This window comes from Bifidobacterium crudilactis, from assembly GCF_000738005.1.
Classification (GTDB): domain Bacteria; phylum Actinomycetota; class Actinomycetes; order Actinomycetales; family Bifidobacteriaceae; genus Bombiscardovia; species Bombiscardovia crudilactis.
Genome location: NZ_JHAL01000001.1, coordinates 346,128 through 360,099, shown reverse-complemented (window position 1 = coordinate 360,099; position 13,972 = coordinate 346,128). Strand labels below are relative to the sequence as shown.

The following is a 13,972-nucleotide window of genomic DNA, read 5'->3' as shown; positions in this document are numbered from 1 at the left end:
CATCAACGTTCGGAAGGTTTGGAGACCTGTTCCTGCACTTGCGAACCCAAGCCGCCGCAGATGCTCATCGTATTGAACATTCTGAGCTGCTTGGCCGCATCTTCGGCGCTGAGCCCGTCAGGATGCTCCAGCCATTTGCGAATAATCCACAGCGTTCCGGCAGCGACGGCATGACTGGCCTCGTGAAAGGGCAGGGGCCCTTCCTGCAGGGCGCCCATCACCGGCGACTCACGTTCCATATGCTCGGCAACGCCCTCGACGAGCTCGTCAAGAACACGAAGCGCTGCAGGCCCCTGAAATATCTTCAGATAGAAATCGCGATAATGCTCCAGCACCAGTGTGATCTGCCTGAGAAAGGAATCGACGATCGACATCCGTTCTTCCCTGGGAATCATCGAGAGCAGCGGATTCTCGAACACCGGTCGTATCCTGTGCAAGGCCGCGGCGGCGAACGCGGTGGGCAGATCCTGGAAGTTCTGGTAGAAGGTCGGACGCGTAACCCCCGCCACTGCGGCGATGTCGGTCACCGTGATATCAGGAACCTCTCGCTCCTCGATAAGTTTGATCGTGGCGTCCAGCAGGGCTTGGCGCGATCTGCTGGAACCTTGCCTGACAGTAACGGTTGACATGCTGATGACCTCTGGGCTAAGCGATATGAATGTTCTTTATGGTCTACTTCATCCTGCCACCGGTTGCAAGACGGCGGTACTTTCCACATCCGCAGGCAAAACGGACTCCTCGACCTTTCGCTGAGACATTCCGCCGATCACCGACATCGGCATCTCCTGGGAATTGCTGTTACGCACCTGCTTCATCAGGATACTCGCCGAGATGAAGGTGACCAACAGCGCACCCAGGCCCCAGATCAGCAGCGGCGCGATAGCCGGGCCGACGAAGACGCTGCCACCCGCTATCTGCGAGCGCACGCCCTTGATGACGTATGTCATCGGGAGGTAGGGGCTGACCGCTCGGAAGAAACCTGGCGTGGTCTCCACGGGATAGGTGCCGCCGCCACTGGTCAGCTGCGTGACCATCAGCAGAATCAGCACGAATTTCCCGGGATCGCCCAACAGCACGATGCATGCCTGGCTGACCGCCATGTAGCAGCACGAGACGAACATGGTGAAGAGGAACAGTCCGCCCAGATTGGCTATGTCGACTCCGATGCCCCAGTGCACGACGCTGACGGCGGCTATGGCCTGCACCATGCCCAGCACAGCGTAGGGGAGATAGGAGCCGAGTGTCACCACGAGGGCGGAGCGGTGCTTGCGCATGAGCTTCGCGCGCAGCGACGGCCTCATCATAAAGGTCGACAGCGCACCGAGCCACAGTGCAAGGCCGAGGAAGTACGGCAGCATGCCCGTACCGGTATTGCCCACCTCATGGTTACGGGTGCTGCTCACCGTCACCGGCTGCGAAGCCTTACCGCTGATGGTTTTCGCTTGTGACTCGGTGTATGAGGGCACCTTCTGCGCGCCGCTTGAGAGGGCGGTGGCCAGATTGCCGCTACCCTTGGCGATCGTCGCCGACCCCTCGCTCAACTGCTGGGACCCGCTGGCCGCCTTCGATATGGACGCCACCAGGGTGTCACTTTGCGTATTCAGGGTGTTGAGCCCATTGGCCAGCGATGGAATCTTCGAGTTGAGCGTCTGCAATCCGCCGCTCAGCGTCCCCGCGCCGGCGTTCAGCTGAGACGTGGCGGTGACCAACGAGGTGCTGGCCGCGTTCAGTTGGGTGCCTCCCTGGACGAGTTTCGGCATATTCTCATCCAAGGAGGAGAGGCCCGCGCTCAGTTTCTTCGCCCCTGCATCGCTCTGCTGAGCGCCGGATGACAGAGTCTTCAGTCCCTGCGACAGCGCATTCGACCCTGCGCTGAGCTGCTGGGCACCGGCATCCACGGATGTTGCGCCATCGTTCAACGCATGCAGACCACTAGCCTGTGTGGTGGAGGTGGCAGGAGAGCCCACCAGCTGCGCACTCGAGGACGCGAGCATACGCAATCCAGACTGATCGGATGTGCCTGACAGTGCGGCCGTTCCGGTGGTGAGCTGCTGAGACATGCCGCTGATGGTCTGCAGGGCTTCGAGACGCTGGACATCATCCATGCCGCTGTACGAGTTCAGGAGTTCCTGGATTTTTTGCGTTTCCGCCGCCTGCAGCTGCTGCAGCTGCAGGGCACTGCTGCTCAGTTTCGTCGCACCCGATGCGAGTGCGCTTGCGCCGTCGAGTGCGCTGGATGTGCCGGAGGCCAGCTTCCCTGTGGCGTCGTGCAGACTCTCGGCGCCGCTGACGAGCGTATTCGCTCCGTCGGCTGACTTGCTTGCCCCGTCGGCGAGCTTCGAAGTCGCATCCGACAGGCTGCCTGCGCCGCTTGACAGGGGGTGCACGGCATTGGCGACGCTGCTGATGCCGTTGGCGAGCCCTTGTGTGGCCGTCGGCATCGCGGATACGGCATTGGCGAGCGTCTGAGTCCCGTTTGCCAGGGTCTGCGAGCCATTGGCGAGTGTGCCCACTCCCGTATTGACGGCAGCGGCCCCATCGGCGAGCTTCTTCGTCGCCGAGGGAAGCGCTGCGGTCTTCTCCGACATCGTGTTCAGTCCCGAGCTGAGCGTATTCGCGCCCTGCGCGCTCTTCTGGGTTCCCTGCGCGAGTGCCGTAGCGCCATCGGAGGCTGTGGTCAGCGAATCATGCATGCCGGAGATGGTCATGTACACCTTGTCAAGATATGCCGAGGACACTTTCCCCGACAACGAACGCTCCAGCGCGGAACCGACGCTTTTGGCAATCGTCCCTGAGAGGTAGTTCACCGAATCGTCGGTGGTGATGGCGATGTTCCCCTGCTTGACCGCATCCGCCTTGTCCGGTGTGCTGGTCGCACTCGACAGGGCATCGGCGGTGAAGTCTTTGGGAATGACCATGGTCACCTCATACCTGCCGTGCTTCAGACCGTCGCGGGCATCATCGTCACTGGTGACGTGCCAGTTGAAGTTCGTTGTGGAGGAACCCTTGTCGGTGAAGCTTTCGGTCACCTGCCTGCCGAGATTGGTCGTCGTGGAGGTACCGTTGGCGGTGACGGTCTTGCCCTCGTCCAGATTGACGATGGCTGCATCGACATTGTTGAGCTTCCCGAATGGGTCGATGTTGGCATCCGTCAATAGTCCCGCATAGATGAGCGGAAGGATTGCCAGCACAATCAGCGTTGCAATTACCAGTATGTCGATTGCCTGGCGAGAAGCACTCTTCCGACGAGTCTTTGCCGTTGTTGCATCCGCTGCCTGCGATGCTGCCATGATGACCTCTTCCCGTCACGCGTGTATTGCCGCGTCACACCATACAACAGTAAAAAAGATTTTACAACCGTAAAGTTCTATGCCTTAGCGTTCCCTGACATCAGAGAACCGCGCCCAGTGCCGCCTGCAATACATCAGCAGACCAGCAATCACGACGGCGGAGCCCAAGGCAATGCCCAAGACACCCGAACTTCTCCCTGCACCGCCGGTATGCTGAGAGACCAGCAGAACGTTCTGCATAACCACCACGGAAAGCAGAGCATCGGTGAGCGCGATGGCCTTCACCGCGGAATCCGTGGGATTGCGCTCACGGCGAGATACCACCATGCCGCGAATGGCGGTGCCTATTTTCACCACGGTGATCGTGGCGACCGTGATGGCCACGATATCCGAATAGGAACCATCAGCATCCTCATGCATCAAGGTCAGAGAGAACGCGGCATACGACACCCCCACCAGACACAGCAGCAAGCCGGTCCTGCGGTACACGCTCACTTCATGCCGACGCCTTTCAGGTGCGACATCCAAGGTCCTGATGCGACGATGCCTGTACACCACCACTGCACGCGACAGGCACAGCATGAGGTAATACACTCCACTGACGATGAACAGCAGAGATTGGGTCACCACACCCATTCCCAGCTTCAACGACGCCATCGCCACCCCGGTCGCCGCCGAGACGGCGGCCCCCAATGCCGTGCGGTCGCCGACGGCCAGCTTCCGATATCTGTTCCAGATCGAGATAACACGGTCGATCATCGTTGCCCCTTCACTCCCCACAGCCGGCATCCGTATCCCGACCTGTGACGGTCTGGATACGGATGCCGGCTACCCTCGCTCAGCGCACTTCCCTTGCGTTCACTTTCCATATGTATGCTCCCGCGCCGAGCACTATCGCAGCCACCGCCGCCAACAGATATTTCATGAGTCTCTCCTTTCAGCATTGCATTCGCTCCGGTGAACTCACTCCACCGTGCAGATTGACAGGGGCTGATTCCACAGGACTTATTCCACAGGGCCTATCCCACAGGGCCTATCCCACAGGGCCCTCCATGGAGTTCTCCCGCATTGCGGCTGTATTACAGCAGCTGGCTCGCCTGTTTTGAGGTCTCGTAGACCGCGTCGAAGCATGCGTCAAGCTGAGGGGCGTTCTTCTGGGTTTTGCTCGCCTTCGTCCGAACGAACACGGGGTAGGCGACAATCCACAGCAGGAAGCCGGGGATGGCGAGCAGCACCATGGCGACGATGAAACCGGCCATGTACGAGAAGGTCGCACCCGCCAGGAAGGCACAGCCGATAATGCCCAGGCACAGTGCGAGCAGACGTGCCGTCGACTCCGGAGCGGTCTCCAGAGCTCTGATTTTGAGGGCGGAGGAATCGAACTGGCGTTGCAGCCTCGATAATTCAGCCTTGTTGCGAATCTGGCGATCACGCTTGAATTTCAGCACCACGCTGTTGCTGAGCTTGTCCTGTTCGCTTGACTCAAGCGACCACCCGAAGGAACGGTAGCTATCGACGTACAAGCCTTCGTCCAGCGAAGGAACGCTTATGTTCTTGTATTCGTAGCCGACGAAATCCCTGGCTCCTGCATGTACCTCATTGGTGTTCTCGACAGTCATCATCTCTCCTTCATCATGTGTCTCTCGTTGCTGACAACACACAATGTATGGGGCGATTGTTGGGTGACTGTTGGCGAATTGTTCGAGTTGTGTTAGTTCCGTCCACGCGCGCTCTTGCTAGATGGCCGCGGGAAGACGCACCAGCACGGTGGTCCCCTCCCCGACCGCGCTGCTCAGCGAGATGGTGCCTCCGGACAGTTCAACGGCCCTGCGAACCATGGCCATGCCAAGGCCATTGCCCCGGGCAGCATGGGAAGTGTCTCCCTGATAGAACTTGTCGAACACATGAGACAGCTCCTCGCCGCTCATACCGCAGCCGTCATCGCGGACCTCCACCGAGACGATCTCCTTGTCGGAGCTCTGCCGGAGCGAGACATGGCCACCCTCATCGGTGAATTTCAACGCATTGCCCAGAAGATTGCTCCAGACGACCTCAAGAACGTCCGGATCGGCCCTGACCAAAGCGCGATCCTCGATATCGACTTCGAAGGCAATGCCCTTGTCGTCGAACAAATCACCGTAGGACAGTGCGGCATCGGTCAGCTGCCGGGGGAGGTCGCATTCCTCGATCTGCAGGCCCATGGTCTGATTCTCCAGCTTGCTGAGCTTCAGGATGCTGGTGACGAACTGACCCAAACGTTCACTGGCGTCGGTTACGGTAGCCGCATAGCGCGAACGCTGCTCGTCCGAAAGCCCCGGCTTCCCGAGCAACTGCACATAGCTCTGGATGATGGCCAACGGTGTTTTTATCTCATGGGAGACATTGGCGACGAAATCGTTCTTCATGGTCTCGATGCTGCCGAGTTCACGCACCATGGCGTTGAAATCCTCGAACATCTCGTCACTGCTGTCCCACTTCGGGGATTCGGGAAGATGCTCAGGCTCAAGGTAGACGGAGAAGTCGCCGGACGACACCTGTCTGCTGGCCTCGCTGAACTTTCGCATCGGCTCCAACCTCCTGCGGATCTGCAGGTAGGTAACCAGGCTGAGAATGCCTGCGACGATGGCCCAGTATCCGGTCATGCCGGCAACGAACATCGGCGGGAAAGAAGGGAGCCTGACATATGCCCCAAGAATCAGGGCCTGCCCTCCTGCCAGCACGCACAGCAGCGCAAAAGTCCAGACAAACATGGCGGGAGAGAATCGCCTCTCCTTGACGACTCTGCCCGTCGGCTGCTCCATGCCGGAATCAGCCTCCTGCGGCAGCTTGCGCATACCCGATCTCATCGCGGCACCGCCTTGTAGCCCAGACCTCTGACCGTCACGATGTCGAATCCGTCGCATGCGGCGAGCTTCTTGCGCAGATTGGTGATGTACACGTCAACGGCCCTCAACCCCGTATAGGAATCCGTGTCCCAGAATTCATCCATGAGCTGAGCGCGCGAAAACACCTGCTTCGGGTAGCTCAGCAACTTGAAGAGGATGTTGAACTCACGCGTGGTCAAGGTGATCTCCTCATCCTCGACGGCTGCCGTCATCTCGTCGGCGTTCATCACCAGATTCCCGACGGACAGCCGCTTCTCGTCGTCGATGTGCGCTCTGCGCAGCAGCGCCTCGATGCGCAGCACCAGTTCGTCGAAGTCGATGGGCTTGACCATGTAATCGTCCACACCTGTGTGGAAACCCCTTTTCTTGGAGGCGATGTCGTCACGTGCGGTCATGAAGATGATGGGCAGGTGCGCGTATATCTCCCGAAGCTTCGCAGCGAAGGCGAAGCCGTCCGTGCCGGGCATCATGATGTCCGACACCACCAGATCGAAAAGGTGACCGTGCATGGCCTCATATGCGTCATGCACGTTCATGCAACCGGTGACGGTGAAACCGGCATCGCGAAGATACATGCACGTGACCTCATTGAGGTCACGCTCGTCCTCAACCACAAGAATGTCTACCATGTCGCTCACTGTACCGGGTGGGCATCATCCCCGTCACTCCCGCGCATCGCGATTCACCAATCCGGATGTGCGGCGGAGCGACGGCGTGCCATGTGGCAGATGAACTTCGCTATGCCTTTGGCCCATTGCCCTTCCACTCGGCGGTGACCGCCTGCACAGGCATGGTATGCAAATCGATGTCAGGATTGTCGTCCTGGGTGGCGACCAGCCGTGATGCCTCGGCATGGGTTTCCACTGCAGGCATGGAACCGATGAGGTGCTTGCCCGCAGATTCGGGAATCAGCCACACGGCCACACCGCCTATCGCAGAGAACAACATGACGTAGAAGGCCGGAACATAGCGGTTCCCCGTCAGTTCAAGCAAGGCCTGCACAATCAGCGGGGTGGTGCCGCCGAACAGCGATACGCCGATGTTGTACGTCACGGCCATACCGCTGAAGCGCGAAGCCGTGGGGAACAGCGCAGGAATCGTCGTCACCGTCACCGCGATGTAGAAGGCGGCAGGAATAGCAATCATCACCAGAGCAACATGGAGAGCCCAGGACTGCCCCAGATGGAGCATCCAGAAGGCAGGCAGCGCCATCACCAATGTCAGCACAACAGCGACGGCCAGCACGGGACGCCTGCCTATGCGGTCCGACAGCTTGCCGATGAACGGCAACAGCACCGCCACCAGCACCAGGACGGGAATCGTCGACGCTGCAGCGGTCACCTGGCTGGCACCGATCTCCTTTTCCAGATAGGTCGGCATATAACTGGTCAGCACATAGGAGAGCGTGTTGGTCGCAGCCACGAGCATGATGCCCAGCACTATCTCCCGGCGGAAGTTATGCACCAGGTTCAGCAGGCTGTGATGACCGAAAATCTTGGAATCGCGGCCCTCGGGATCGACGACTGCAAACTTCCACTGCCCCCGTCGTTTCGACTTGCTGCGTCCGCCACGGTCATCGCCATCGCCGTCCTCATCGAAGTGCGGAGTCTCGGGAATACGTGTACGGAAATAGATGGCCACGATGCCCAAGGGGACGGCCATGAAATACGGTATGCGCCAACCGCCGTTCGCCATCGCGTCAGGGCCCCACGCCTGCTGCGTCAGGACACTGCACAGCGCCACCACGCCGGCGCCCGTGGCGAATCCGAGATAGGAGCCCATGTCGAGCCATGCGCTGTAATACCCACGACGCTTGTCCGGCGAGAACTCGGACACGTACGTGGCGGCTCCCGCGTATTCGCCACCGGTGGAGAAACCCTGCACAAGCTTGAGCGCATACAGAGGAATCGGCGCCCACAGGCCTATCTGCGCCGCCGTCGGCAGGATTCCTATCAATGCGGTGGACACAGCCATCACCGACATGGTGAGGAAGAGCACCTTCTGACGACCTATGCGATCACCCAAGGGCCCAAGAATGAAACCGCCCAAGGGTCGGGCGATGAAGCTCACCGCGAAGCCGAGAAGCATGACCAGCACGCCCACTGATTGGGGCATGCCCTTCGTGAACACCGTGGTCATGACGATGGTGAGATAGCCGTAGATACCGAAATCGAACCATTCCATGAAGTTGCCGACGGCCGTGCCCAGCACGGCCTGACGAACCGATTCCTGCTCGACCACGACGATGTCTTCCTTGCGCAATCTGCGCAGCCACATCAACCGCCGCTTGTTCTTGGGACGACCCTTCTTGGCACGACCGTGCGCCCGAGGTGCGGGATTCCCCTGCGAGGCGGGCTCGTCCTGCCTGGATTGTTCTTCAACTGTTTCTGACATCATTTGTGAGCGCATTATTCTTGTATTCAGCTCCTATTCAACGCCAAGCGGTTTTCCGGCTTGGCCAAGCAGGTCTCGGTGCAGCCTCGCCGGTATCAACACGGCAATACGCCCTGGCGGCGAAGCACTCCATCACCATGCCGACAGACGATGCTCGTTCTGTCATCGGCAGACGGGACTCAATGTTCCCAAACGCTTCAAGGAAGCGATACCGGCACAGGCATCCATATCCGCAAGTCCCCTTGCTCGCCCCATACGGGGCCTTCGAACACCATCGGCAAACCATACCCAACATGACGCGGGACTCTCCCCTCAGACCGGCATCGTGTACCAGTCAGCGCGCCACAAAGCCCATCCAGTCTACCGCATGAGCCATTTTTCCTGCCGTCAAGACGATAACTGCGCTAAAAGGACAGCTTTCCCGAGCAATTTTTACCCAATTGCTGTCCTTTTAGTGCAACTATCTTATTCGGAGCCCAGCGCCCAGTGACGCGCGTCCTTCACGGTGCGGTAATAGAATGCTGCTGATATACGGGGAAGCATCATCGGATTCCGGCTGGAACGCGGACGAAGGAGCACGAAGCAATGCAAGGCAACGAAGCACATCGACACGCATCGCAAGAGACGACATCGACACGGCCTGCTGACATACTCATCGGCGGATTCGGGAGTCAGGGTGGAGGCGACTGCCTGGGCATCGACTGGATTCGGGCCTCGTACCCGGAGAATACGGAGCATTCAGACTCCGTGGGTCTGGAGCATCGTGGCTTGCTCGCGGAACTCCCCTCGCCGACGTGGCTGCTTGTCGAGGATTCCGTGGTTTACGCCCCTCTGGAATTCAACAACGAAGTGGTGGCTCTGAAAGTGTCCAAGTCGGGCGAAGGCCTGCATCTTGAGCCGCTTTCCCGAGTTTCCGTCCAAGGAGACACGCCAACGCATCTTGCCGTATCTCACGACGCATCAGGTAAGGCTCATCTGCTGGTGGCATGTTATGGCGATGGCAATGTATGCGTTCTTCCCCTCGAATCCGACGGGAGCATCGGAGAACACGGGCAGGTACTGACGAACGAAGGGCACGGCCCTCTGCCAGCCCAGGAATGCCCGCATGCGCATTGGATACTGCCCTTGCCGGATGGCCGCATCCTCAGCACAGATCTGGGAGCGGACCGTATTCACGTCCACCAATGGGAAGATGACAGGCTTAGACGCACCTCATCCATCGTCTGCGCACCGGGCACGGGTCCGAGAGACATGCACCTGCTGCCCTCCGCCCCAGGCCAGGAACAGGGTTGGCGCGTGGCCGTGGTGGACGAATGGAGCCGCACTGTGGATGTGTACGCACCACAAGCCGATGCCGCAAACGGATTCACCCATACGCAACGGGTCGAGCTGGACGCGGATGCGAAGGATCAGGCGGCGTCACTGGCATTCGTCAGCGATGCCGCACTCGCGGGGGCACAGGCACCCTCCGCTGAGGCACCGTCACCATCCACGACTGAAGGGTACTGCTATGTCGGTCTGCGCGGGTCGGATAGAATCATCCGCCTGCGTTGGGATGGCGAGCGTCTCGCCGAAGTCGGAGGATTCAGCAGCGGAGGCGGCAGACCGCGCCACATCAAAGCCATCGGCAACAGTCTGTTCGTGGCGAATCAGACCACCGGCAAATTGAGCACCTTCACGCTCTCGCCCGACGGCGAAGCCACTCCCGGCACGGAAATCATCGTGGGCTCGCCCACCGCCGTCGCGCCCTTGTACTGAACTTCACCGTGCTGAACTTCGCCACCGGACCATGTGTGATGCGATGTCTGGCACCATGTTGGCAATCGACGCATCGGCGGCGTAACTCGGCATCCGCATTCCGCCACCGATGCGCAGCGCATCGCCTGAATCAGGAGCGCACCAGCCGTGCGATGGCATCCTCCGCCTCACGCAGTTTGTCATCGGCGACATCGCCCCCCTGTTTGACCGCGGTACGCACGCAATGGTTCAGGTGGTCGTCAAGCAGTATCAGGGCAACTGATTTCAGCGCTTTGTCGCAGGCTGAAATCTGGGTGAGCACATCGATGCAGTAGGTGTCGTCCTCGATCATTCGCGTCACGGCCCTGACCTGACCTTCGATGCGTTTCAGACGGGCAGTGACGCGCTGCTTGTCCGCGACATACCCGTGACCCCCTTCATGCACCCCTCCGAGTTCGCGGCCCTCGCCTTCATACGTGTCGCTTTCTGCATGGACTGCCATCGTCGCACCTTCCCTTCCAAGGTTGTAGGACGTGTTTCCGACATCGCCGATGTGCCCGGCAGCACGGGTCTCGCGGGGCTTCCGCGACCGGTATTCTCCCGATATTTTCAGGGCGGTACGACCACCTGGCGGAATCACCCATCAAGACCGGCTGTTGCCGTTCAGCGTATCCGTATTGTATTATACCCTATAGGGGTATATGGTATAGACCACATGAGGGAAAGTTCGGTTCGACAGAACCGAAGGAAGCATGAGGATCACATGGGAAGCGGCATCATCGTCATTCTGGTGGCACTCGCATTGACCGCGCTGGTCTCGTGGCTGCTGCTGTCAAAACAACAGGCCACCCGAGCCGAGCTTGAACAAGGTCTGCAGACCGTGCACATCACCGTCAAAGGCGGGTATTCGCCCTCGGTTATCGAAGCGTCGGCAGGCGTGCCGATCAGGCTCGAATTCGACCGTCAGGAGGATGGCGAGTGCTCATCGCATGTCGTGTTCTCCGAACTCGGCATCGACAAGGCGCTCCCCGCCTTCGCGCACAGCACATTGGAGCTCGGCGCGCTCAAAGCGGGCGAATATCCCTTCGCCTGCGGGATGAACATGCTGCACGGCAGCCTCATCGTCCATGAAGCGCAGGGGGGTGCCGCCTCGGCACCAGCCACGGCGCATCCGCCAACCGACAGCTCCGAGCCCACTTCGAGCAGCACGGTCTCAAGCTCAAGCTCGAACGCCAATTCAGACGATTCCGACGACAGCAGCCCCCTTGACGAGCAGCACGGCGAGGACGAGTCACGGGCACGCGAAATCAGGAGCCTGTGGACGCGGCTCATCGTGGGAACGGTTTTCACCCTCCCCGTATTCGTCGCCACGATGTTCCACCCGGTCCTCGGCCACTGGACGCCGATGATACTGATGAACCCATGGGTGCAGCTGGTATTGATACTTCCGGTGATGTTCTATTCGGGATGGCCGGTGCATCGTACGGGATGGCTCGCCCTCAGGCATCGTTCGGCCGAGATGAACTCTCTGGTCACTCTGGGCACCACAGCGGCCTTTCTCTTCAGCCTTGTGGTCACCGTCGCTCCGCAGATAGTGCCGCAGGGTTCACGCGAGCCGTACTACGAATCGGTCGGCACCATCATCACCCTCATGGTGCTGGGGCAGTTGCTGGAAGCCAAAGCCCGTGCCGGAACGGGCGAAGCCATCCGTTCCCTGATAGACCTCAATCCCCGCACCGCACGCGTTATCCGCCCCGATGGCAGTGTCGAGGAACTGTCCGTGGACCGTGTCGCCGTAGGTGACCTCATCGCCATCCGCCCGGGAGAGAAATTCCCGGTTGACGGCGTGGTGATCTCAGGCGCATCGACCGTCGATGAATCCATGATCACCGGCGAATCCATGCCCGTCTCGAAAAGCGTCGACGACCCGGTCACGGGCGCCACGGTCAACGGCAACGGCAGTTTGCAATACCGGGCGACGAAGGTAGGCAAGGACACCGTTCTGGCGCATATCATCGGCCTGGTGAGGCAGGCACAGTCCTCAAAGGCCCCCATCCAACGGCTGGCTGACACCATCGCCAGATACTTCGTTCCGGCGGTCATCATCATCGCCATCTGGACATTCGTCGGCTGGTGGTTCCTGGGCCCGGCACCACAGGCCGTCCACGGGCTCGTGGCCGCGGTATCCGTGCTGGTCATCGCCTGCCCGTGCGCATTGGGCATCGCCACGCCGTTGTCCGTGACCATCGCCACCGGCAAAGGCGCTCAGGCCGGCGTGTTGATACGCTCGGCCCAGGTGTTGGAGAACGCACATAAACTTCAGGTGCTCATCCTCGACAAGACCGGCACCATCACCCAGGGGAAGCCGAAACTCACGGACATCCTCCCGCAGCATGTGGATGATGCGACCATCGCCTTGATCGCCTCCGCGGAAAGCCCGTCGGAGCACCCCCTGGCCCGGGCAATCGTCGAATACGCCGACGACCAGGGCTTGCAGCTCTCCCCTACGCAACACTTCGAAGCCGTCACCGGCAGAGGAATCGTTGCACGGATCGACGGCCACGACGTACTTATCGGCAACCAGTCGCTTCTGGAGGAACACGGTGTCCGAGGCATACAGGCACCGGACAGTCACCGTGAGCGTTCAGAAGACTCCGGCATCGTTCAGACCATCGAGGCGCTGTCTTCGGAAGGCAAGACAACAGTCCTGGCGGCCGTAGACGGGGTCTTCGCCGCAGCCATCGCGGTAGCGGATACCGTCAAGGACGACTCAGCCCAGGCAATCCGCGAGCTCAGCTCGCAAGGCATCGAGGTCTGGATGGCAAGCGGAGACAACACCGTAACCGCCAAGGCCATAGCGTCCCAGGTCGGCATCTCGCATGTCGTCGCGCCCGTCTCACCAGGGGACAAGGCCGATATCATCATGCGACTGCAGTCCCAAGGAAAGCTTGTGGGCATGGTCGGTGACGGCATCAACGATGCCCCGGCCCTGACCCAGGCAGATGTCGGTTTCGCAATCGGCACCGGCACCGATGTCGCCATCGAATCCAGCGACATCACCCTGATGTCCGGCAAGCTCAGCGGAGCCGTGAACGCCATAGCGCTGTCCAAGGCAACGATGCGGAACATCAAGGAGAACCTCTGGTTCGCCTTCGGGTACAACGGTCTGGGCATACCGGTTGCCGCCGGTGCGCTGTATGCACTCTTCGGCGTACTGCTCAACCCGATGATCGCAGGTGCCGCGATGGCCTTCTCATCGCTCTCCGTGGTCATCAACGCTAACCGCCTCAGGAGCTTCCACCCCGATACCCACGCCACTCATCCCGGGGACAAGCAGATTTCGCAACACCATGCAAGGGAAGGAAACACCATGTCAATATTCCAGCGTCACCAGTCCCACCACCAGGAGGCGGCAGTGCATCAGGTTCAGGATGCGGCATCCGCCAAGGACCCCGTCTGCGGGATGACCGTCGACCCATCAAGCGCCGCTGCGACACGAGAAGTGGATGGCAAACGATATTACTTCTGCAGCACCCATTGCGCGGCGACCTTCGACAAGAATCCGGCGGCATTCATCGCCTGACTCTGCAAGCAACGTTTGTGTAGGGATTTTTCGGAAACAGGCCACACCGCCCATCTTGCCGTATCGCCATGGCGCCGATACGG

General features: G+C 60.1%; 10 protein-coding genes. 2 read left to right on the top strand and 8 right to left on the bottom strand.

Going from position 1 to position 13,972, the window contains the following annotated elements:
• Positions 1 to 2: 2 nt before the first annotated feature.
• The 7 genes from DB51_RS01390 to DB51_RS01355 form a co-directional block, all read right to left on the bottom strand.
• Positions 3 to 629 carry a TetR/AcrR family transcriptional regulator gene (locus DB51_RS01390; protein WP_034250788.1) on the bottom strand — a complete coding sequence of 209 codons (627 nt, stop codon included), beginning with the start codon at positions 627 to 629 and terminating at the stop codon, positions 3 to 5.
• Positions 630 to 677: 48 nt separating this feature from the next.
• Positions 678 to 3,290 carry a YhgE/Pip domain-containing protein gene (locus DB51_RS01385; protein WP_034250787.1) on the bottom strand — a complete coding sequence of 871 codons (2,613 nt, stop codon included), beginning with the start codon at positions 3,288 to 3,290 and terminating at the stop codon, positions 678 to 680.
• Positions 3,291 to 3,374: 84 nt separating this feature from the next.
• Positions 3,375 to 4,049, bottom strand: a complete 675-nt coding sequence (locus tag DB51_RS09660; protein ID WP_051867136.1) for a hypothetical protein — start codon at positions 4,047 to 4,049, stop codon at positions 3,375 to 3,377.
• Between the two features lie 320 nt (positions 4,050 to 4,369).
• Positions 4,370 to 4,912, bottom strand: coding sequence for a hypothetical protein (locus DB51_RS01370; protein ID WP_084674477.1), 543 nt, complete (start codon positions 4,910 to 4,912; stop codon positions 4,370 to 4,372).
• A 114-nt stretch (positions 4,913 to 5,026) separates the two neighbouring features.
• Complete coding sequence (locus tag DB51_RS01365; RefSeq protein WP_084674476.1) at positions 5,027 to 6,124, bottom strand: HAMP domain-containing sensor histidine kinase; 1,098 nt, start codon at positions 6,122 to 6,124, stop codon at positions 5,027 to 5,029.
• Positions 6,125 to 6,132: 8 nt separating this feature from the next.
• On the bottom strand, positions 6,133 to 6,804 hold the full coding sequence (locus DB51_RS01360; protein ID WP_034250786.1) for a response regulator transcription factor: 672 nt from the start codon (positions 6,802 to 6,804) through the stop codon (positions 6,133 to 6,135).
• A gap of 109 nt (positions 6,805 to 6,913) precedes the next feature.
• Positions 6,914 to 8,572: an MFS transporter gene (locus DB51_RS01355; protein ID WP_202961980.1), complete on the bottom strand. Its 1,659-nt coding sequence runs from the start codon at positions 8,570 to 8,572 to the stop codon at positions 6,914 to 6,916.
• A 582-nt stretch (positions 8,573 to 9,154) separates the two neighbouring features.
• Between DB51_RS01355 and DB51_RS01350 the strand changes: the two genes are divergently transcribed.
• A complete protein-coding gene (locus tag DB51_RS01350; RefSeq protein WP_051867135.1) occupies positions 9,155 to 10,327 on the top strand; it encodes a lactonase family protein in 1,173 nt (390 codons plus the stop codon).
• A gap of 130 nt (positions 10,328 to 10,457) precedes the next feature.
• Here DB51_RS01350 and DB51_RS01345 read toward each other — a convergent pair whose 3' ends face one another.
• Complete coding sequence (locus DB51_RS01345; RefSeq protein ID WP_084674505.1) at positions 10,458 to 10,808, bottom strand: metal-sensitive transcriptional regulator; 351 nt, start codon at positions 10,806 to 10,808, stop codon at positions 10,458 to 10,460.
• A gap of 261 nt (positions 10,809 to 11,069) precedes the next feature.
• On the opposite strand from DB51_RS01345, the gene DB51_RS01340 reads away from it, so the two are divergent.
• Entirely contained in the window at positions 11,070 to 13,889 is a 2,820-nt protein-coding gene (locus DB51_RS01340; RefSeq protein WP_034250784.1) for a heavy metal translocating P-type ATPase, read from the top strand.
• Positions 13,890 to 13,972: the final 83 nt, after the last annotated feature.

Excerpts from the sequence above, each read along its gene's own strand:
- DB51_RS01390 (WP_034250788.1), bottom strand. The coding sequence starts at position 629 with ATGTCAACCGTTACTGTCAGGCAAGGTTCCAGCAGATCGCGCCAAGCC.
- DB51_RS01385 (WP_034250787.1), bottom strand. The coding sequence starts at position 3,290 with ATGGCAGCATCGCAGGCAGCGGATGCAACAACGGCAAAGACTCGTCGG.
- DB51_RS09660 (WP_051867136.1), bottom strand. The coding sequence starts at position 4,049 with ATGATCGACCGTGTTATCTCGATCTGGAACAGATATCGGAAGCTGGCC.
- DB51_RS01370 (WP_084674477.1), bottom strand. The coding sequence starts at position 4,912 with ATGATGACTGTCGAGAACACCAATGAGGTACATGCAGGAGCCAGGGAT.
- DB51_RS01365 (WP_084674476.1), bottom strand. The coding sequence starts at position 6,124 with ATGCGCAAGCTGCCGCAGGAGGCTGATTCCGGCATGGAGCAGCCGACG.
- DB51_RS01360 (WP_034250786.1), bottom strand. The coding sequence starts at position 6,804 with ATGGTAGACATTCTTGTGGTTGAGGACGAGCGTGACCTCAATGAGGTC.
- DB51_RS01355 (WP_202961980.1), bottom strand. The coding sequence starts at position 8,572 with ATGATGTCAGAAACAGTTGAAGAACAATCCAGGCAGGACGAGCCCGCC.
- DB51_RS01350 (WP_051867135.1), top strand. The coding sequence starts at position 9,155 with ATGCAAGGCAACGAAGCACATCGACACGCATCGCAAGAGACGACATCG.
- DB51_RS01345 (WP_084674505.1), bottom strand. The coding sequence starts at position 10,808 with ATGGCAGTCCATGCAGAAAGCGACACGTATGAAGGCGAGGGCCGCGAA.
- DB51_RS01340 (WP_034250784.1), top strand. The coding sequence starts at position 11,070 with ATGGGAAGCGGCATCATCGTCATTCTGGTGGCACTCGCATTGACCGCG.